The sequence below is a fragment of the Chryseobacterium sp. VAUSW3 genome (assembly GCF_002205795.1).
In the GTDB taxonomy this organism is placed as follows: domain Bacteria; phylum Bacteroidota; class Bacteroidia; order Flavobacteriales; family Weeksellaceae; genus Kaistella; species Kaistella yananensis.
Genome location: NZ_NIUY01000001.1, coordinates 921,171 through 939,972, shown reverse-complemented (window position 1 = coordinate 939,972; position 18,802 = coordinate 921,171). Strand labels below are relative to the sequence as shown.

The 18,802-nt window shown below is 38.6% G+C and carries 15 protein-coding genes and 3 tRNA genes; 9 read left to right on the top strand and 9 right to left on the bottom strand.

What is annotated here, in order from left to right; all coding sequences use genetic code 11:
• Positions 1-61 precede the first annotated feature (61 nt).
• Entirely contained in the window at positions 62-439 is a 378-nt protein-coding gene (locus CDW55_RS04235) for a DUF3127 domain-containing protein (RefSeq protein ID WP_088468455.1), read from the bottom strand.
• 158 nt (positions 440-597) lie between these two features.
• Here CDW55_RS04235 and CDW55_RS04230 point away from each other — a divergent pair.
• The 4 genes from CDW55_RS04230 (at position 598) to CDW55_RS04215 (ending at position 1,305) form a co-directional block, all read left to right on the top strand.
• A tRNA-Leu gene (locus CDW55_RS04230) sits at positions 598-679 on the top strand.
• An 8-nt stretch (positions 680-687) separates the two neighbouring features.
• Positions 688-760, top strand: a tRNA-Gly gene (locus CDW55_RS04225).
• Between the two features lie 13 nt (positions 761-773).
• Positions 774-857, top strand: a tRNA-Leu gene (locus CDW55_RS04220).
• A 106-nt stretch (positions 858-963) separates the two neighbouring features.
• On the top strand, positions 964-1,305 hold the full coding sequence (locus tag CDW55_RS04215) for a hypothetical protein (protein WP_088468454.1): 342 nt from the start codon (positions 964-966) through the stop codon (positions 1,303-1,305).
• Positions 1,306-1,321: 16 nt separating this feature from the next.
• Here the strand turns inward: CDW55_RS04215 and CDW55_RS04210 are convergent, their stop codons facing one another.
• Genes CDW55_RS04210 through CDW55_RS04200 form a run of 3 tightly spaced genes read right to left on the bottom strand, consistent with a single transcriptional unit; the run spans position 1,322 to position 6,606 of the window.
• Positions 1,322-3,973, bottom strand: coding sequence for a hypothetical protein (locus CDW55_RS04210; protein ID WP_088468453.1), 2,652 nt, complete (start codon positions 3,971-3,973; stop codon positions 1,322-1,324).
• A gap of 30 nt (positions 3,974-4,003) precedes the next feature.
• Positions 4,004-5,812, bottom strand: coding sequence for a WG repeat-containing protein (locus tag CDW55_RS04205; RefSeq protein ID WP_088468452.1), 1,809 nt, complete (start codon positions 5,810-5,812; stop codon positions 4,004-4,006).
• Positions 5,812-6,606 carry a DUF2797 domain-containing protein gene (locus tag CDW55_RS04200; protein WP_088468451.1) on the bottom strand — a complete coding sequence of 265 codons (795 nt, stop codon included), beginning with the start codon at positions 6,604-6,606 and terminating at the stop codon, positions 5,812-5,814. Before CDW55_RS04200 ends, CDW55_RS04205 begins: the two co-directional genes overlap by 1 nt.
• Before the next feature lie 64 nt (positions 6,607-6,670).
• Here CDW55_RS04200 and CDW55_RS04195 point away from each other — a divergent pair, with 64 nt between their 5' ends.
• The 5 genes from CDW55_RS04195 to msrA all read left to right on the top strand — a co-directional run bounded on the left by CDW55_RS04195 (position 6,671) and on the right by msrA (position 13,265).
• The gene (locus tag CDW55_RS04195) at positions 6,671-7,699 is read left to right on the top strand and encodes a GDP-mannose 4,6-dehydratase (protein WP_088468450.1); all 1,029 of its coding nucleotides are present in this window, start codon (positions 6,671-6,673) and stop codon (positions 7,697-7,699) included.
• A 96-nt stretch (positions 7,700-7,795) separates the two neighbouring features.
• On the top strand, positions 7,796-8,017 hold the full coding sequence (locus tag CDW55_RS04190; protein ID WP_088468449.1) for a DUF2795 domain-containing protein: 222 nt from the start codon (positions 7,796-7,798) through the stop codon (positions 8,015-8,017).
• A 108-nt stretch (positions 8,018-8,125) separates the two neighbouring features.
• Positions 8,126-11,197: a preprotein translocase subunit SecA gene (secA, locus tag CDW55_RS04185; RefSeq protein ID WP_088468703.1), complete on the top strand. Its 3,072-nt coding sequence runs from the start codon at positions 8,126-8,128 to the stop codon at positions 11,195-11,197.
• A gap of 104 nt (positions 11,198-11,301) precedes the next feature.
• The gene (locus tag CDW55_RS04180) at positions 11,302-12,270 is read left to right on the top strand and encodes an ROK family protein (RefSeq protein WP_088468448.1); all 969 of its coding nucleotides are present in this window, start codon (positions 11,302-11,304) and stop codon (positions 12,268-12,270) included.
• A gap of 344 nt (positions 12,271-12,614) precedes the next feature.
• Positions 12,615-13,265 carry a peptide-methionine (S)-S-oxide reductase MsrA gene (gene msrA / locus CDW55_RS04175; RefSeq protein ID WP_088468447.1) on the top strand — a complete coding sequence of 217 codons (651 nt, stop codon included), beginning with the start codon at positions 12,615-12,617 and terminating at the stop codon, positions 13,263-13,265.
• A 26-nt stretch (positions 13,266-13,291) separates the two neighbouring features.
• On the opposite strand, the gene CDW55_RS04170 is transcribed toward msrA, so the two are convergent.
• The 5 genes from CDW55_RS04170 to yihA all read right to left on the bottom strand — a co-directional run bounded on the left by CDW55_RS04170 (position 13,292) and on the right by yihA (position 18,771).
• Positions 13,292-13,858 carry a DUF3267 domain-containing protein gene (locus tag CDW55_RS04170; RefSeq protein ID WP_088468446.1) on the bottom strand — a complete coding sequence of 189 codons (567 nt, stop codon included), beginning with the start codon at positions 13,856-13,858 and terminating at the stop codon, positions 13,292-13,294.
• 75 nt (positions 13,859-13,933) lie between these two features.
• A complete protein-coding gene (locus CDW55_RS04165) occupies positions 13,934-16,072 on the bottom strand; it encodes a S46 family peptidase (RefSeq protein ID WP_088468445.1) in 2,139 nt (712 codons plus the stop codon).
• 114 nt (positions 16,073-16,186) lie between these two features.
• A complete protein-coding gene (locus CDW55_RS04160; RefSeq protein ID WP_088468444.1) occupies positions 16,187-17,551 on the bottom strand; it encodes a T9SS type A sorting domain-containing protein in 1,365 nt (454 codons plus the stop codon).
• A 138-nt stretch (positions 17,552-17,689) separates the two neighbouring features.
• Complete coding sequence (locus tag CDW55_RS04155) at positions 17,690-18,151, bottom strand: GNAT family N-acetyltransferase (protein ID WP_088468443.1); 462 nt, start codon at positions 18,149-18,151, stop codon at positions 17,690-17,692.
• Positions 18,151-18,771 (bottom strand): ribosome biogenesis GTP-binding protein YihA/YsxC, encoded by a 621-nt coding sequence (yihA, locus tag CDW55_RS04150; RefSeq protein WP_088468442.1) that lies wholly within the window; start codon positions 18,769-18,771, stop codon positions 18,151-18,153. The genes CDW55_RS04155 and yihA overlap by 1 nt, the downstream gene beginning before the upstream one ends.
• Positions 18,772-18,802: the final 31 nt, after the last annotated feature.

The following is an 18,802-nucleotide window of genomic DNA, read 5'->3' as shown; positions in this document are numbered from 1 at the left end:
ATTAAATCCTGCGCTTGGGCAAGGCAGGATTTTTATTTATTTTTTTGTTTCGACCAATCTTTTAGAAAGGTAAATCATCATCTTCTTCAGCAAAAACATCGGTATTGGAAGCTGCAGGTTTCGATTCTGCCGGACGTGCCTCTACAGGTTCATTGAAATTTCCACCGTCTACTTTTTCAATTCTCCATCCCGTGATCGAATTGAAATACCTTACTTCACCCTGTGGCGAAGTCCATTCTCTTCCTCCGATGTTGATAGAAACCTTTACTTTATCTCCTTCTTTATAAGCATTAAGTAAATCACCTTTTTCTTTCAGAAATTCGATACTAATTGGTTGCGGATACTGTTCTTCGGTCACAATAACCATTTCTCTTTTCTGAAAGCCGCTTGCAAACGTCTGAACCTCACCTAGTTTCTTTATAATTCCTTGTAATTCCATAATTGATTGTTAAAGGTGTAAAAGTAATAAATAAACGAGACAAAAAGAAGTTGGAAAATTAAAAACTTTAAAAATCTTAAAAAATGTAAAATTTTCTTGCTTTAAAAGAGAAAAAGTATTTATATTTGCACTCACAAAAAAAGAGAAGAAGTTATTTAGCGGATGTGATGTAATTGGTAGCCATGCCAGACTTAGGATCTGGTGCTGTGAGGCGTGTGGGTTCGAGTCCCTCCATCCGCACTTTTATTGCGAAAATAGCTCAGCTGGTAGAGCACGACCTTGCCAAGGTCGGGGTCGCGGGTTCGAATCCCGTTTTTCGCTCAACAATCTACCTGCCTTGGTGGTGGAACTGGTAGACACGCAGGACTTAAAATCCTGTATCCGCAAGGATGTACGGGTTCAAGTCCCGTCCGAGGTACTTTAAACGCTGTTAATCTTCATTGATTTGCAGCGTTTTTTGTTTTTTACCCACACCTTCGGCAAACATTTTGTAACTTTAAGATTATTAAAAATTACAAAACATTATGGCAAATCACAATTTAAAAACCCTGTCCCAGGTAATCAATGTCCTAAGGGAACGTGGCATTACCAGAGAGATCTGCATGACAGAAGACAAAAAGTTTATTTTGCAGGACACAGATATCGCCTATGAGCCAACCGATTTATCCATCATAAAATCTTACCGATTTGAGGGCGACAGCAATCCGGAAGACAATGCGGTGCTGTATGTACTTCAGGATAAAAATGGTTTACACTCTATCATCATTGATTCTTATGGCGCTGAAAGTAATTATACAGGAGAAGAATTCGATAATTTCCTGAGAAGCATTCCGATAAACGAGAGTGAAGATTTTATTTTAGAATAACACATATATCCGAAAATTAGTTTTCGGATTTTTTTCTGAAAAGATTCCGGAAAATGCCTTTTTCCTTTATATTTTCCTTTGTTTGCTGTACTTTTTCTTTTACTTCCTGTTTTGTTTCTTTCAAATCGGTCTTATTCTGCTCCAGTGCAGCTTTTGTATTTTCAACTGTAGTTTTCACTGTTTTTTCGGTGTTTTCAACATTTTTCCCAATCAGGGTTTTCTTCAGACCCAATTCGATGCCTTTCCAGAAAAGGTTAAAAAACGATTTTGTAGGATCGCGCTGAACATTTTCAACCGGAACCGAATCGGGGTACGTACCGGAATCTGTCTTCACAAAAATATTTGCTACAGCGGAAAGAACTTTATCTTTATCGCCCGTTGGTTTTAAGATCGAAACTCTTAAGTCTTTATGTTTCATATTTAAAGTTCCGTTCAGGCCTCTGTTGTTGCCTTTAAAACTGAAAATGAGATCCGAAATTAAACCTGTCGCACGTATCTTTAGGTAAGGTTCAATAAAAGGGTTCACCCTTGACGCGGGCAAATCAGCAATATTGCCCGAAATCGAGAAATTATCCGTCATGCTGGCGGTATCCAAACTCCATTTTACGTTCATTGGGGAAGCATTCATAAACAAACAGGTGATATTTACAGGAATCTGGGTTGGTTTTCCCTTCATTTTGCCGGAGTTCAGGTTTTTCACATTCATATTGAAATGATTAAAAGTGAGTTTGCCCGGTCCGTCGCTTTTATGCGTATCTTCTTCATAAACCAAAACCGAATTTTTAATATCCGTATTCTGAATATATAAAGGAAACCCAATACTTCTGAGCAATTTTGAATACAGCGGTTTTTCTGACATATCATCTTTCGGAATTTTGCTGCGGAAAATATTCGCATTCATCCCGTTGAGTGTAAGTTGCGAGGCGTTCAGAAATTTCTGAGGCGATAAAAAATCCCAGTTTCCATTCAGTGTTACAAGATCTGCTTTCACGTCATACAGGTCTTTTTCAACAGGTATCATGCGGATGAACTGCGCGCGGGAAACTTTAGGCTTTAGGGCAAAATTTGAAATCTGAACCCCATTTTTCCCGAATTTCAGTAAAGAGGCCGAAAGATTATAAAATTTCGTTCCGTAACTGAAATTTCTTGTAGTAACACTGTAAAAACCTGTTTTAAAAAGAACAGGATTTTTTATCGTACTCGAATTCATTTCGACCTGCTGAACCGTCGCATTTAAATCTTTAAAAATTAAAGGATTATTCCCTTTATCAACTGTCAGATTCGAGTTTTTTAGGGAGAGATTCTTAACCGTAAGCGGAAAATAAATTGATTTGAAGTCCGGTTTCTTTTTATTCTTGTTTGTCCCGGTAATAATTTTTCCGTTCACCCTGTTGACCAGAATGTTATGTACATTAAGCTTCAGTCTGTTTTCCACAAATTTCAACTCATTGATCTTCAACTTTACATTTTGAGCCGTTAAATCCAAAAGCGTCTTGTCTGATTTGGAAACGGTAGGTTTTATAGAAAAACTGCTGAGTTCTGCAGAATTTGGCGTGAGTGCCATTGCAGCAATCTTTACGTTTTCAGTTTCTGAAGAAAAACCGATGTTTTTTCCTGAAATATTGAAATCTGCGTACTGAAATGGCAGCGGCTGTTTTGAGGTATCGCCGTTCATCAAAAATTTATTGATGTTCAGGCTGATGTTTTCAACTTTCAGCAGCGGAGTACCGGCGGGTTTCAGAATGGAGATTTTCGCATTGTTCATCAATACCTCTTCCATATTTACCACGTAATTAAAAACTTTCTTCGTGGCAGGCGGTTTTACATTGGTGGTATAAATTTTAAGTTCCGGATCTTCAAACTCGGCATTCGCAAGTCTAATCTTGTTTCCGTTAAGTTCGATATCTTTAAACTGCATTTCCGAAGTTTTGAAATCATAGAGATTTCTCCTTTCGGGATAGTATTTTCTGAAATCCCGGTAAGACAGAAGCGGAATCAAAGCAAAATTCTCCAGGCTCATTTTACCGTCTTTAGTGGTGATATATTTTGTAGTGACCGCATAAATATCATCAGGCCTGAAAAAGAAATTTTTGCCGTTAATATCGTACCGGTCGAAAACCACAGGAAGTTTATTTTCCACGGCTTCTTCTGTCATCTGCAGATTTTCAACTTCGAGATTGAGGTCTTGGACGGAAAGAAATTTCTGTTTTGTATGTTTAAAAATCTGAATTGTGCCGCTGCTGATTTTCAGATTTTCGAAAACCACAGGATTCCGTTTTTTCCCTGTTTTATCGTCAATCGGTTTTGCGAGAATGATGTTGAGATTGGGATTCTTAAGAAGCAGATTAGAGCTGTTAATCCTTTTCCTGAAGATCGCATCATAAATTCCCAGCCGCGAAACCGAAAGCGTATCCACCGTTCCCTGCAACCTTATAACATTTTGATTTTCAGAATTTTTATTATTGACTGAAATTCCGGTGGCGTAAATATTTCCGGTGCCCAAATCCACATCCAGCGACTGGTAAGAAATTTTGTAATCGGAATTGTTTTTAATATACCCGGGAAGTTTGCTTTTCAGCCAGAAATTAATTCCAAAATTAACTGCCAAAAAAAGCAGAAACATAATTCCCAAAATCCTCAGTAAAATTCTAAAGTAGTTATTCCTCATTTTTTTGAAGATTAAATTCTGTGCCAGTTTTTATTTATTGGGTCTGGGAGGTGGTGGCGGTTCTGGAATTTCGGTATTTTTCAGAACAGTTTTAAAAGTAATATTCGATTTTAATACTTCCCCTTTTTCATTAATCTGAAAATAGGCATTACCGTTTCTTGCATAAATTCTTTTTTCATCCGCTTTAAAATCATAAACATCTAAAAGGCTCGGGAAGATCTCATCGTAAATAAATGGACATATAACCCTTCCTTTCTCATTAATTATTCCGGCTTTGTTGTTCTTCTTAGCGAAAATAAGGCCATTTATATATTTGAACTCATCATAAATGGGGGGCACTGTTATTTTAAAAGTATTCTCATCAATTAATCCTGTTTTGCTATTCTTAACAATGAATTTAGAGACTCTTGGTCCGTATTCTGTCCAGTTGGAGATTTCATCATATTCAAAAGGAAGAATATTTTTGTTTTGTAAATCAACGATACCGTATTTTTTGTTACGTTTAACAATAAATTTCGGTGGCTGATTGTAGATCGATTGAATTTCTTCTCCTGAAAGAATTATTTTATTGTTCAAATCGATTACGGAAGCACCGCTCTGATTGGTAGCAATGAACAGATCTATATCCTCGTCATCAATTTGTACAAGCTCATTAAACTTAAGTGGAACGATTTCGCGATTATTAATGTCAATAATCCCTTTTTTATTATTTCTCTTCACAATGGAAAAAGCATTCCCTTGAAAATATAAACTTTCATCGTAGATAAAGGGAACTTTTATTTTGCCTTTATGATCTACAAGACCGTATTTATTACTGAAATTTTTAAATGAAATATATTTGATTTGGTTAGAATATGTGATGTTGAAAAATTCTTCATCTGATTCCGCTATTTTAATTAAACCCGCATTGAACAGTGCATATCTTTTGTCCTTTGTTAAAAGGTAAAAATTTGGATTAGGATCTCCATTGCTGTTATAATTTTCAATAGCAGTATACGCTATTGGGATAACTAATTTTCCGTCATTATTCAGAATTCCAAACTTTTCGTTCTTCATTACAATGGCGTTTTTATTAGAATCGAAAGAAGTTGCAGAATCAAAACTGAGATTAGAAAATGCAGGATGTAAATTTTTATTGAGAAAAATATATTTGCCATTAACCTTTACAGATGCAGGACCGTTTTCGAAGAATGTGGTATCATCTCCTTTCCACGCTCTCTGAACATCAGTGTATAAAAAATCCGTCAGTTGTTTACCTGTATTATCGAAGAAAGCCCACTTATAGTTTTTGCGGACGATAACAAAATCATCTAATTGTTCGCCTTTTACCATTTCATACGCAACAGGAATAATTTCTCTTCCATTCCTGTCAATAAATCCAGATTTACCATTACGCTTCACGGCACTGAGCCCATTCTGGGTAAAATATTCCACGCTGTCATAAAGCATTGGGATAACCAATTTGCCTTTTTCATCAATGAAGCCCCATTTTTTGTTTTTAGAGACCGGTGCTAATCCAAAAGTAAATATTCCCGCCTCATCATAATCACCTGTTAATTTTAAATTTCTTTTAGTGATGAAAAACTCTTTGCCATTGTTCTTTGCATAAGCCAAACCATTCTCAAAAGGATTTACAAAATCATATTCAAAAGGGATCATGATTTTATTTTGGTCATTCACAAATCCCCATTTATTTGGTTTTATAAGCAAAACTCTTTTCCAACCTGTTTCACCGTCTGTTTCCTGATAGGAAATGTTGCTTCTTGATAAATCAAATGTTTGACTTTCATTGTTGCATGAAAATAATATAACAATTAATAAAAATAAAAAGTTCTTCATCAACTGATGTTAAGTTCAATCACATACCCCTCATGCCCTCTTACATTTATAAAATCACCACCTTCAAACGACAGATACTGGCCTTTAATTCCGCGTAAAACGCCTTCAAATTCAGGTTTTTTATCTAAAGTGAAAGAGTTAATTTTTTCAGGTGCTTCATATGGGTAATCCAACCGGAGCATTTCATGTTCCATCGAATAGAAATTTTTGAAATTATCTGGAAAATAATCTTTTATCTTTTCGCGGAAGTCGGCAAGATCCAAATCATCCTCGAAGTCGTCTTCCAGCATTTTGCGCCAGTTGGTTTTATCCGCCAGATGTTCTTTCAGGGCGACTTCAATCATTCCGGCTTCGTAGCGGTTTTCGGTTTTGGCAATGGGAAGTGCAAAAGTCGCTCCCTGATCAATCCACCGGGTTGGGATCTGGCTTTCACGTGTAACACCCACTTTCACATCTCCAGTGTAGGCGAGATACACGATGTGCGGCTGCAACTGTATCGCCTCTTCAACCGCTAAATCCCGTTCGCCAATACCCAGGTGAGCGGTGGAGAGTTCCGGGCGGATGATCGTTTCGCTGGCATAAGGACTTTCGAAAAAACATTTTTTGCAGAATCCCATCCTGTAAATCTTTTCTTCACTGCCGCAGTTCACGCATTCGTAGCCGATATGTTTCAACTTAAGGTTTTTACCGATCAGCTGATTCATATTGATGAGATCATTCGACAGATTAAGGAAATATTGAATGGGTTTCGCGTTTTGCGTTGTCATTTTCAGGATTTGTCCGGAGAACTGCATATTATAATATTTCAGTAAAAATAATGATTTGATTTAATTAAATTTGTACTAAATAAAACCAAAGATGAAATATCTAGTTACCGGAGGAAGCGGTTTTATCGGTTCGCACCTGGTAGAGCAATTATTAAAAAACAGACATTCTGTCATTAATATTGACAATTTTGATGATTTTTATGATTATAGGATAAAAATCCGGAATACTCTGGAATCTGTCGGTAAACCTTTTGAGTTTTCCTTCCACAATAAAGAGCACGATATCCAGAAGCTTATTTTTGAAACTTCCACCAAGCATTATCAGCTTTATTATCAAGACATTAGGGACAAGGAAGGACTCGAAAAAATTTTGGCCAAACATAAAATTGATGGTGTAATTCATTTGGCAGCGCTGGCCGGCGTGCGACCTTCCATAGAAAACCCGTTGGAATACGAAGAAGTGAACGTGAAAGGCACCATGAATCTTTGGGAAATTTGTAAGGAATTTAAAATTAATAAATTCATTTCAGCTTCAAGCTCAAGCATTTACGGAAACAACATCAAAATTCCTTTCTCCGAAACCGATAATGTAGACCGGCCGATTTCACCCTATGCTGCGACAAAAAAATGCACTGAAATTCTTGGCCATGTTTATCATCATCTTTATGGTATCGATATGATTCACCTCCGGTTTTTCACGGTTTACGGTCCGCGGCAGAGACCCGATCTTGCCATTCACAAATTCACGAAATTGATGAGTGAAAACAAAGAAATCCCCTTCTACGGCGACGGTTCCACCTCCAGAGATTATACCTATATAGATGACATTATTGATGGCATCCAGAAATCAATTCAGTATCTGGATAAGAATGAAAAAGTGTATGAAATCATTAATCTTGGTGAAAATGAAGTGATTACCCTCGAAGAAATGCTTGCCGGCATTGAAGAAAATCTGGAAATAAAACCGCGAAAAAAAATACTGCCCATGCAACCTGGCGATGTACATAAAACCAATGCAGATATTACAAAAGCGAAGACATTAATAGGCTATCATCCAACCACAAGATTCCAAAATGGCATAAAAAAGTTTGTGGAATGGTTTTTGAGAAATGGTTCATGAAAAATTTTGAAATAAAAATCAAAGTTTATTGAAACTCAGCGACAAAATCTCTTTTTTATGTCGCCTAATTTTATACTTTTGCAAAAAATTAATTATATGTATTGGACATTAGAACTGGCTTCTTATCTAAGCGACGCACCTTGGCCGATGACAAAGGCCGAACTTATTGATTACGCCATCAGAACCGGCGCACCAATGGAAGTTGTTGAAAATCTTCAGGCGATCGAGGACGAAGGTGAAGTTTATGAATCCATTGAAGAAGTTTGGAGCGATTATCCTACAGACGACGACTTCCTGTGGAACGAAGACGAATATTAATAACGCAGCCGGCTATCTGCAGCCGGTTTTTTATATTTTAGAAAAATTCTAAAAAATTAAAATCTTAAAATGGCTGAATGCACGCGCAGGCAGCCGAACGCAAATACTATGGGTTTTATAGACAAAGTTCTTAAAGGTTTTCTGGGCGATAAAAACACGACCGACCTGAAAGAAGTAAAAAAAGTGGTGGCCAAAATAAAAGCTGTTGAGCCAAAAATTCAGGAACTTACTGATGACGGTTTACGCGACAAGACGGCAGAATTCAAAGAGAAAATAAAGACTGCTACAGCCGGAATCACTTCCCAGATTGAACAGATTAAGGAACAGATCAAAAATTCTTCGAATGTTGATGAAAAGGAAGAACTTTTTTCGAAAGTGGAACAACTGAAAAAAGAATCCTACCAAATAGAAGAGAAAGTGCTCAACGAAATCCTTCCTGAAGCATTTGCCCTCGTAAAAGAAACTTCCAGAAGACTTGCCCAAAACGGCGAAATCCGTGTAACTGCAACAGAACTCGACAGAGAGCTTGCTGCAACAAAAGATTTCGTTGAAGTTCAAGGCGACATTGCCATCTGGAAAAACCGTTGGGATGCAGCAGGAACTCCGGTTGTTTGGGATATGGTACATTACGATGTACAGTTTATCGGTGGTGTGGTACTACACAGCGGTAAAATTGCCGAAATGGCAACCGGTGAAGGTAAAACCCTCGTGGGAACTTTACCGATTTACCTTAACGCACTTCCGGGAAGAGGTGTTCACGTAGTTACTGTGAACGATTATCTTGCGAAACGTGACTCCGCGTGGATGGGTCCACTCTACCAGTTCCATGGATTAACCATCGACTGTATCGACCTTCACCAGCCTAATTCCGATGCAAGACGAAAAGCTTACCAATCCAGTATCACTTACGGGACCAACAACGAATTCGGTTTCGATTATTTGAGAGATAACATGGTTACTTCTCCAACCGAACTCGTTCAGGGTGAACTGAACTTTGCGATTGTGGATGAGGTAGACTCCGTTTTGGTTGATGATGCAAGAACTCCGTTGATTATTTCAGGTCCGGTTCCACAAGGTGACCGTCAGGAATTTGATGTATTGAAACCATCGGTCGACAGAATTGTAGAAATTCAGAAAAAAACGGTTTCAGCTATCTTCAATGAAGCCAAAAAACTTATCGCCAGCGGAAATACCAAAGACGGCGGCTTTAAATTACTTCAGGCTTACAGAGGATTACCAAAATCACGACCTTTAATTAAATTCCTTTCCGAAAGCGGAAACAAAGCGCTTCTTCAGAAAACTGAAGGGCAATATATGGCCGATAACAACCGCGATATGCCGAAGGTTGACAAGGACCTTTACTTTGTTATCGACGAAAAGAACAATCAGATCGATCTTACCGATAAAGGGGTTGAATACATGTCCGCAGGAAACGAAGACAAAGACTTCTTCGTATTAAATGATATCGGTACTGAAATCGCAGAACTTGAATCAAAAAACCTGAGCAAAGAAGAAGAATTCGAAGCGAAGGAAAAACTATTCAGCGAGTTTGCTGTAAAATCTGAAAGAGTTCATACGTTAAGCCAATTACTGAAAGCCTACACTTTGTTCGAAAAAGACGATGAGTATGTTGTAATCGACGGCGAGGTAAAAATCGTCGACGAGCAAACTGGCCGTATTATGGAAGGGCGCCGTTATTCCGACGGACTTCACCAGGCCATCGAAGCGAAAGAAAATGTAAAAATCGAGGCTGCCACGCAAACCTTTGCAACCATTACCCTGCAGAATTACTTCAGGATGTACAATAAACTTGCGGGGATGACCGGTACTGCAGAAACAGAAGCTAGCGAGTTTTGGCAGATTTACAAACTCGATGTAGTGGTAATTCCCACAAACCGCCCGATTCTTCGTGATGATAAGCAGGATCTTGTTTTCAAAACAAACCGCGAAAAATATAATGCTGTAATTGAAGAAATTGAAAGATTAACCGCTGCAGGAAGACCGGTTCTTGTAGGTACAACCTCAGTAGAAATTTCTCAGTTGCTTTCCAGAGCGCTTCAGTTGAGAAAAATTCAGCACAACGTACTGAACGCAAAACTGCACGCAAAAGAAGCAGAAATTGTAGCAATGGCAGGTGGGCCAGGCGTTGTAACCATCGCCACCAACATGGCAGGTCGTGGTACCGACATTAAACTACAGGGTGAGGTGAAGGCCAATGGTGGTCTTGCCATCATCGGTACAGAAAGACATGACTCCAGACGTGTTGACCGTCAGTTAAGAGGTAGAGCCGGCCGTCAGGGAGATCCTGGTAGCTCGCAGTTCTACGTTTCTCTTGAAGATAACCTGATGCGTCTTTTCGGTTCTGAGAGAATCGCGAAAATGATGGACAGAATGGGTCATAAAGAAGGTGAAGTAATTCAGCACAGCATGATTTCGAAATCCATCGAAAGAGCACAGAAAAAAGTAGAAGAAAATAACTTCGGCATCCGAAAAAGACTTTTGGAGTATGATGACGTAATGAACAAACAGCGCGACGTAATCTACAAAAGAAGAAAGAATGCACTGTTCGGTGATCACTTGAAATACGATATTTCGAACATGATTTTCGACGTGGCTCAATCTATCGTAAGTAAAACAAAACTTGAAAACGACTATAAAGAATTCGAGTACGAAATCATCAAATATTTCACCATGGAAGCACCGGTTTCTGAAAACGAATTCAAGACAAAACAGGTTCCCGAGCTTACCAATATCGTATTCAAGGCGGCTACAGAAGATTACCGAATGAAGCTTGAACTTCTGAAAGAAAAATCGTTCCCAATTATCGAGAATGTTTTCCAGAATCAGGGATCCATGTTCAAAATGATTCAGGTTCCGTTTACCGATGGTATAAAAACCATGACCATCGTGACCGATCTGAAAGAAGCGTACGAAACTAAATGTGATTCTTTAATCAATGATTTCGAGAAAAACATTTCACTTGCCATCATCGACGAAAACTGGAAGCTTCACTTGAGAGAAATGGATGACTTAAGACGTTCTTCACAAGGTGCGGTTTACGAACAGAAAGATCCGTTGGTGATTTATAAGCAGGAATCTTTTTATCTTTTCAGCGAAATGGTAGAAAGGGTAAACAAAGAAATCGTTTCCTTTTTATACAAAGGCGAAATTCCAGCATAAGCAGCGCAACTGAATAATATCATTAAACTTCTCCATTCTTGGGGAAGTTTTTTTGTTAACGTAATGTGAATTTGTTGTACTTTTAAAGTCTAAATTTTTTTTGAATGGCACTAATAGACTTGTCAAAACAGATTGCTTTAGGAATCGATATTGGAGGAACCAATACCAAATATGGCTTTGTGAACCACCGCGGAGAAATTCTTGAAAAAGGCAGCCTCAAGACCGATGAATACGAAAAAGTTGAAGACTTCATCGATGCTTTATACAATAAAATGTCGCCTTTGATGAAGAAACACAGCAACCAAACAAGACTCGACGGTATTGGTGTGGGTGCTCCCAACGCAAATTATTATACAGGAACCATCGAACAGGCTCCGAACCTCCGCTGGAAAGGTATTATTCCATTTGCAGAACTCATGACTAAAAAATTCGGACTTCCCTGCAAAATGACCAACGATGCCAACGCTGCAGCACTAGGCGAAATGATGTTTGGCGCAGCAAGAGGAATGAAAGATTTCATCATGATGACATTGGGAACAGGAGTTGGAAGCGGAATTATTTCCGGTGGAAATTTAATATACGGACACGATGGTTTTGCAGGAGAATTGGGGCATACCATCATAAAACCCGGCGGAAGGAAACATTGGAGTACCGGTTCCGAAGGTTCTTTGGAAGCTTATGCATCGGCGACAGGAATCGCGATTACCGCCAAAAAAATGCGTGCAGAATTTCCAGATTCTATGCTGAATCAATATCCTGAAGAAGAAATTAATTCTCTTGTTGTCCATGAATGTGCAAAAAAAGGCGATCCAACTGCCATCGAAGTTTTCCGATATACCGGACAAAAATTAGGGGAAGCATTAGCAAATTTCGTGATGTTTTCTTCTCCGGAAGCCATTCTTCTTTTCGGTGGGGTAATAAAAGCAGGAGATTTTATCTTAAAACCTACCAAACTCCACATGGAGCGCAACCTTTTACCAATTTTCAGAAATAAGGTTAAGTTAGTTTTCAGTGAACTAGACGAAGCTGACGCAGCGATACTAGGCGCAAGCGCTTTGGTATGGGAAAAGTAAAATAAAACTGATTTAATGATATTAAAACATCTCACTATCGGGATGTTTTTTCTTATTTGGATTTACCAAATTAATCTTTTGAGGTTCCATCGCTCATGGTTTAGGTTGTTTACCGAAAATTTGCGGCTTTAAGGCTCAAATTTGGGGTTGGGAGGTTCATGTTTGGGGTTCAGAGCCTCATGTTTGGGGTTAAGAGGCCCATTTTTGGTGGTAAAAGGATCAAATTTGGGCTTGGAAGCTCATTTGTGAAATTGCAGATCTGAAATTTGAGCTTTTTAACCTCAATTCATCATTAACCATCATTATAAATTAAAATTTTTATGATAGAAATACGTTATTAAAAAATGAATAAGATTTTAGTATTTTTGATGGGTCTTATTTTGTTTTCCTGCAACGGCCAGGAGACGAAGAAACCTTTAACAAAAAATCAGAAAATGGATAAACAGAATTTAGAATATATCACCTTCGGTGGCGGCTGTTTTTGGTGTGTAGAAAGTTGTTTCAATATGCTGAAAGGCGTGGATGCCGCAATTTCAGGATATTCCGGAGGACATAAAGCGAACCCGACGTATGAAGAAGTTTGCACTGGCGAAACCGGGCATGCTGAAGTGGTACAAATTGCTTACGACCCAAAAATTATTTCTTACGAACAGCTGATGGATGTTTTCTTTTTCCTACACGATCCTACTCAGCTGAACCGACAGGGAAACGATATCGGAACCCAATACCGGTCGGTGATTTTCTATAAGGAAGAGGCTGAAAAACAGAAAGCTGAAGCTGCGTTAAAAGCCTCAGAAGCCTCAGAAAGATGGAAAGGAAAATATGTTACAGAACTGGCAAAATTCGAGAAATTCTGGCCGGCAGAGCAGTATCATCAAGGATACTACAATGCAAATCCTACGCAGCCTTACTGCAGCGCTGTAGTTGGGCCGAAGATTGCCAAATTCAAAAAACATTACGGCGAGCTTGGAATGCTGGAAGCGGATACTGAATAATAATAAAGCGGAGAAAATTCTCCGCTTTATTGATGTCTGAAGATGGTGCAACCAGCTTCTGTCGGATGATCCTGAACATAGTCTTCAGGATTTTCTTTTTTTATCAAATGGTAAATCATAATATCTCCAGCAGCGGCACCTGAGAAAAAAATTCCGAATAACAGCACATCAATATTTCCAATGAACAAACTGATAATTGATGGTATTATTCCAAGAATTAACAGCGGTGCCAGCAAAGCGATGATATAATGTTTTATCTGCAGTGGTTCTTTGCAGTGGCAATAAGGCGTCAGCATTTTCATTAAAATCCCGAATTTCACAGACTTAAAACCGTTTTGGGCATATTTCGCAAAGAAAAACCCGTGGATCAGTTCGTGAACGATGATTCCGCCAAAAAAAGCAATAAGAGGAGCAAACCCCCGAAGTAAAACGCCATCTATATTCAGCAATATGCTCGAAAAATTGCCCTTCCAGATCAGATAAAACGGTGTGGCAAATAATACAGCAAATAATGCGAAGTATTTCAGCCCGACTAAATTTGCTTTCATCAAATCAATTATCTTTTCTTCTTTTTCAAAGTTTTCAAAATTCATTGCGCATTTTTTAATTTTATAAATATAAAAAAGCCTGCTGAAAAATCAGCAGGCTTCCGTGTGTTTAGAAAACACCTATTTTACTAAAGTCATTTCACTGATCAGGTGACCTGCTTTACCGTATTTTTCAATGATCCAAAGAACCATTCTTACATCAACGTTGATGGTTTTCTGAAGTTTAGGGTCGAAGATGATATCACCGCTAAGGGCTTCGCTGTTTCCGTCGAACGCAAGACCGATTAAGTGGCCATGTCCGTTAAGAATTGGTGAACCTGAGTTACCTCCTGTAATATCGTTATTAGAAAGGAAATTTACCGGCATGAAACCTTTTTTGTCTGCATACTGGCCAAAGTCTTTTCTCTTCACCAAATCAAGGAAATCCTGTGGAAGATCAAATTCCTCATCTCCTTTTTTGTATTTCGCAACCATTCCGTTAATTTCTGTGTAATAGTTGTTCTTTTCGTTAATTCCTCCATAATTACGGTCGCTTCTTACAGGCAGTGTATCAATAGATCCCGTAGTAAGTCTCATCGTAGAATTCGCATCCGGATAGAATACGGTATCCGGCTGGGATTTTCTTAATCCGTCTAAGAAAATTCTGCTGTTTTTAGCGAAAGCTTCATCTACTTTAGCATATTTATCACCTGCTAATTTTTGGTCTGTATAGAATCCGTTTGCCAGTTTCAGAAGTGGATCTGCGTCGATTTTCAACCGGTCCGGATTGTTTACAAAATTCAAAGCAGATTCTTTGGTTGCGAAAATTGAAGAAAACGCAAGTGTTGAAAGGTTTTTCGCATCAGCAGCCATTAGGGTAGCGGACGCATCGTTTTTACTAACTCGCTGTTGGTAAAGGTTGACCATTGAATTCAGCATTTCTCCTTCAAGCTTAGGATTGAATCCGTCGTACATCCTATCGATTGCATCGGTAACTTTGCTTTTCATCGCAGCTTTTCCGTTGGCATCCTGATCTGCATAGGTTTTCAATAAAGAACCTAACTGGTAGGCCACCGGGATATATTTTGCGTTTCTCTGAAGTTGTGAAGAATAATTTCTTTCAACGTTTCTGTTAGAGAACTGCGCATAATTGGCTTTGATATTATCCAATACTCCTGAATACATTACTTCGTTTGCAGGTAATATTGCCCATTTCATGAATTTGGCTTCCAAATCTTTTTTACCGCTGATTGTTCCGTTTTTAATCACGGCGTCGATGGTACCCTGTCGGTTTTTCCAGTAATTTGCCACAGAAGCATATTGGGAAGCATAGTTAAGCTTCGTTGCCTGATCTGCATCCATATACTTTTTCATAACATCCATGGCAAGTTTTGAAGCTTCAACCCAAGCCGGATAATCTTTATTTACCATCTGCTCGATTCCGAAAGAGGTAAGGTATCTGTTTGTTCTTCCAGGGAAACCAACAATCATAGCGAAATCGCCAGGTTTATAACCTTTAAGTGAAATCGGAAGCGCGTGCTTAGGCTTCATGGGAACGTTGTTCGGAGAATATTCAGCCGGATTCCCGTTTGCATCTGCATATACTCTGAATACAGAGAAATCTGCGGTATGCCTTGGCCACTCCCAGTTATCGGTATCACCACCGAATTTACCTAAAGCGTTTGGAGGTGTCCCTACCAATCTTACATCTTTAAAATCCTGATAAACGAAATAATAAAACTCGTTTCCGTTGAAGAAATCTCTAACCACAACGCTGTATTTTCCGTTTTCTGAATTTTCAGTCTGGATTGCTTTGTATTCTGCATCGATAATTTCTTTTCTTTGGTCTGCAGACATATTGTTATTAAGCTTATCGTTAATACGCTTGGTAACATCATCCATTCTCACCAAAAATCTTACCGATAGGCCTTTTGCAGGGAGTTCTTCGCTTTTTTTCATGGCCCAGAACCCATTGGTTAAATGGTCTTTTTCCGGAGTTGAAAGTGCAGCGATTTGTCCGTATCCACAGTGGTGATTTGTAAAGAGTAAACCTTCTTTAGAAACCATCTCGGCTGTACAACCACCACCGAACTGCACAATTGCATCTTTCAGGCTGGAATTGTTGACAGAATAAATTTCTTCAGGAGTAAGCTTCAGACCTTGCTTTTTAAGGTCAACACCGTTAAGTCTCTTGATCATTGTCATCAGCCACATCCCTTCATCGGCTCTTAACTGTACAAAGCTCATCATGAATGTGAGCAGTAAAAAAATTCTTTTCATTTATAAAATTATTTAGTAGGCTAATTTATGAAAATCATTTCAAATACAGCTTTTCTAAAAAAAAAATGGATGAGTAACCTCATCCATTCCTTAATTATTATAGTATTTAAAAAACTATTTTTTGATAAGTTTAGTGTTTTCTACAGCACCTTCTCCGTAATATACCTGAAGAATGTAAGTTCCTTTAGCTAAAGAAGAGACATTGATCTGGTTACCTGCTTTAAAGGACTGAACTTTTTTACCGGTCATATCAATAACTGTAATGTTCTCAATCTTCTTGTTAGAAGAAATATTTACGATATCAGTTGCCGGGTTTGGATAAACTTTTAAGTTAGACTTAACTGCGTTATCAGAAACCCCAAGTGCCAAGTTTCCACTGAATTTGAAGATTCCCTGAGTTCCTGAAGGTCCATCAGAGAAATATCCTGTCCAGCCGGTTGTAGGATTAAGGAAAGATACCTTCCCTCTTTGTCCCCCGTCTATTCCAGGGATATTATCAATGATTGTCCAGTTTAAACCTCCGTCAGTAGAATAGGCAGATCCGGTACCTTGTGCTGCAGCAGAGTTGATACCAGTTGTTACATAGGTATTAGCTGTACCAGGTACATAGGCAATATCACCGAAGAACCATGTCCCGTTGGGTGTAACTGGATCCCATGTTACCCCTCCGTCAGTTGTTGAATAGAGACCGGCAGATAATGTAGTAGGAGAGTCAGCTCCGTCCACTGCTAGTAAAAGTCCGTTATTAGCATCTTTAAAAGCAAAGGCTCCAGAAGATCCGGAAGTAATTACTCCACCAAAGTCAAGCACGGGGCTGTAGTTTCCGGTCCAGGTGTTTCCTCTATCGGGAGAGTGCAGAATTCGGCCTACGCTGGTACCAATCCATATATTATCACCAACAACTTCCTTAAGACCAACGTAAGTAAAATCATCACCGTTTACAGGTACTGGCGCGCCAGGCACTGCCGTCCATGTTGAACCTCCATTAGATGTTTTGAACATTTCGAATTTCCCGTTTAATGGGTCACCACTTGTCCATCCATTATTTGCATCCCAGAAGTAAATATGATTCGCAAATGAACCAGAGGTATAGCCTACGGTTTGCTGCGTCCAGCTAGTACCTCCGTTTGTAGTTTTCCAGATTCTGTTGGCATTAGTTCCTGCTGAAGCCGGTGCGGTTACTACCCATGCGGTATTTCCGTCAATAGCTGACAAATCGGACACAAGAGTATTTGATCCTGGGCCAGTGATATTGTTAGCAGTCCACGTAGTGCCGCCATTTGTAGTACGCGAAACTATTTTAGGATAAGTTCCGGCTCCGGAGCCGTCGTATGCAAATATCCATACCGTGTTTGCATCTACAATATCAATCTCATCAACACCAAAATTCAGAGGGAATTTGGTTCCCTGAGGAACCCAAGATTGAGCCTGAGATAGCATAGAAACTAGCGCAAAGCCAGTGAGTAAAATTTTTTTCATAATCTTTAAAGTTTAATGATTTTTTGTAAAATTATACAAATCCCAAATAATACACAAACTATATTGCCATTTTTTTACCTTAAAGATAATTTTGATGCTAAATAGTGAATCTTGTTTTAAAGAACTTAAAAGAAAAATTTAGACATATTTATAAGATTTTAACATCTCCGTGTGAGGAATATCATCTTCCAGATATTTTTTGCCGGTATCCTGAAATCCAAATTCCGAATAAAACTTTAAAAGATAATCCTGTGCAGAAATTCTTACATCTCCTGCACGAAATCGGGCTTCAATAATAAAAAGTGCAAATTTCATAAGCGTTTTCCCCAACCTCAGATTTCTGTAGTTGGAATTCGTTAAAACACGACCTATAGATGCTTCCTTATATTTAATTCCTGAATCGAAAAGTCTGCAGTAAGCTAAAATTTCGCCGTTAGTCTCGGCCCACAGATGCACTGCTTTATCATCGTAACCATCAGCATCCAAATAATCACATGTCTGTTCAACAACAAATACAGCCTGCCGGATTCTTAAAATTTCATATAATTCCGTCACTGAAAGTTCTGTGAAAGATTTAATTTTCCAATGAATCGTTTGCATTACTGAAAGTTTACTTTATTGTTTTCCAGAAATGCGTTAGTTTCGGCGATGAATTTCAAAATTGCGTCGCCTCCTTCTTTTTTCTCCGCCGATGTTATGTAAATTTCAGGCAGGTCTTCCCATGTTTTCAGAAGTTCCTTTTTGTAATCTTCTACATTAGCCAGTACGGCGTTTGGTTTGAGTTTATCCGCTTTTGTAAATACAATGGAGAAAGGAACTCCGTTCTCGCCACACCATTCTATAAATTCAAGGTCAATTTTCTGTGGTGTATGTCGTACATCTACCAACACAAAAAGGTTGACAAGATTTTTTCGGTTCAATATATAATTGTTAATCAGTTTTTCGAAATCTTTTCTCATACTTTTCGAAACACGGGCGTACCCATAACCTGGCAAATCGGTAAGATACCACGCTTCGTTGATTATAAAATGATTGATTAACTGGGTTTTTCCAGGAGTCTGCGATGTTTTGGCAAGGTCTTTATGATTCAGCATTGCATTGATTAGCGAAGATTTTCCAACATTAGACCTTCCGATAAAAGCATATTCCGGCAGCACAGCTTCCGGGCAATCCTGCCATCTTCCGCTGCTTTTTATAAACTCTGCTGTCTTGATAGTCATTTTATTATTTTTTTCAAATTTAATTAAATAA

Coding starts and splice junctions, on each gene's coding strand:
- CDW55_RS04210 (WP_088468453.1), bottom strand. CDS start 3,973: ATGAGGAATAACTACTTTAGAATTTTACTGAGGATTTTGGGAATTATG.
- CDW55_RS04205 (WP_088468452.1), bottom strand. CDS start 5,812: ATGAAGAACTTTTTATTTTTATTAATTGTTATATTATTTTCATGCAAC.
- msrA (WP_088468447.1), top strand. CDS start 12,615: ATGAATAAGATTTTAGTATTTTTGATGGGTCTTATTTTGTTTTCCTGC.
- CDW55_RS04155 (WP_088468443.1), bottom strand. CDS start 18,151: ATGCAAACGATTCATTGGAAAATTAAATCTTTCACAGAACTTTCAGTG.
- CDW55_RS04195 (WP_088468450.1), top strand. CDS start 6,671: ATGAAATATCTAGTTACCGGAGGAAGCGGTTTTATCGGTTCGCACCTG.
- CDW55_RS04190 (WP_088468449.1), top strand. CDS start 7,796: ATGTATTGGACATTAGAACTGGCTTCTTATCTAAGCGACGCACCTTGG.
- yihA (WP_088468442.1), bottom strand. CDS start 18,771: ATGACTATCAAGACAGCAGAGTTTATAAAAAGCAGCGGAAGATGGCAG.
- CDW55_RS04235 (WP_088468455.1), bottom strand. CDS start 439: ATGGAATTACAAGGAATTATAAAGAAACTAGGTGAGGTTCAGACGTTT.
- CDW55_RS04180 (WP_088468448.1), top strand. CDS start 11,302: ATGGCACTAATAGACTTGTCAAAACAGATTGCTTTAGGAATCGATATT.
- secA (WP_088468703.1), top strand. CDS start 8,126: ATGGGTTTTATAGACAAAGTTCTTAAAGGTTTTCTGGGCGATAAAAAC.
- CDW55_RS04160 (WP_088468444.1), bottom strand. CDS start 17,551: ATGAAAAAAATTTTACTCACTGGCTTTGCGCTAGTTTCTATGCTATCT.
- CDW55_RS04215 (WP_088468454.1), top strand. CDS start 964: ATGGCAAATCACAATTTAAAAACCCTGTCCCAGGTAATCAATGTCCTA.
- CDW55_RS04165 (WP_088468445.1), bottom strand. CDS start 16,072: ATGAAAAGAATTTTTTTACTGCTCACATTCATGATGAGCTTTGTACAG.
- CDW55_RS04170 (WP_088468446.1), bottom strand. CDS start 13,858: ATGAATTTTGAAAACTTTGAAAAAGAAGAAAAGATAATTGATTTGATG.
- CDW55_RS04200 (WP_088468451.1), bottom strand. CDS start 6,606: ATGCAGTTCTCCGGACAAATCCTGAAAATGACAACGCAAAACGCGAAA.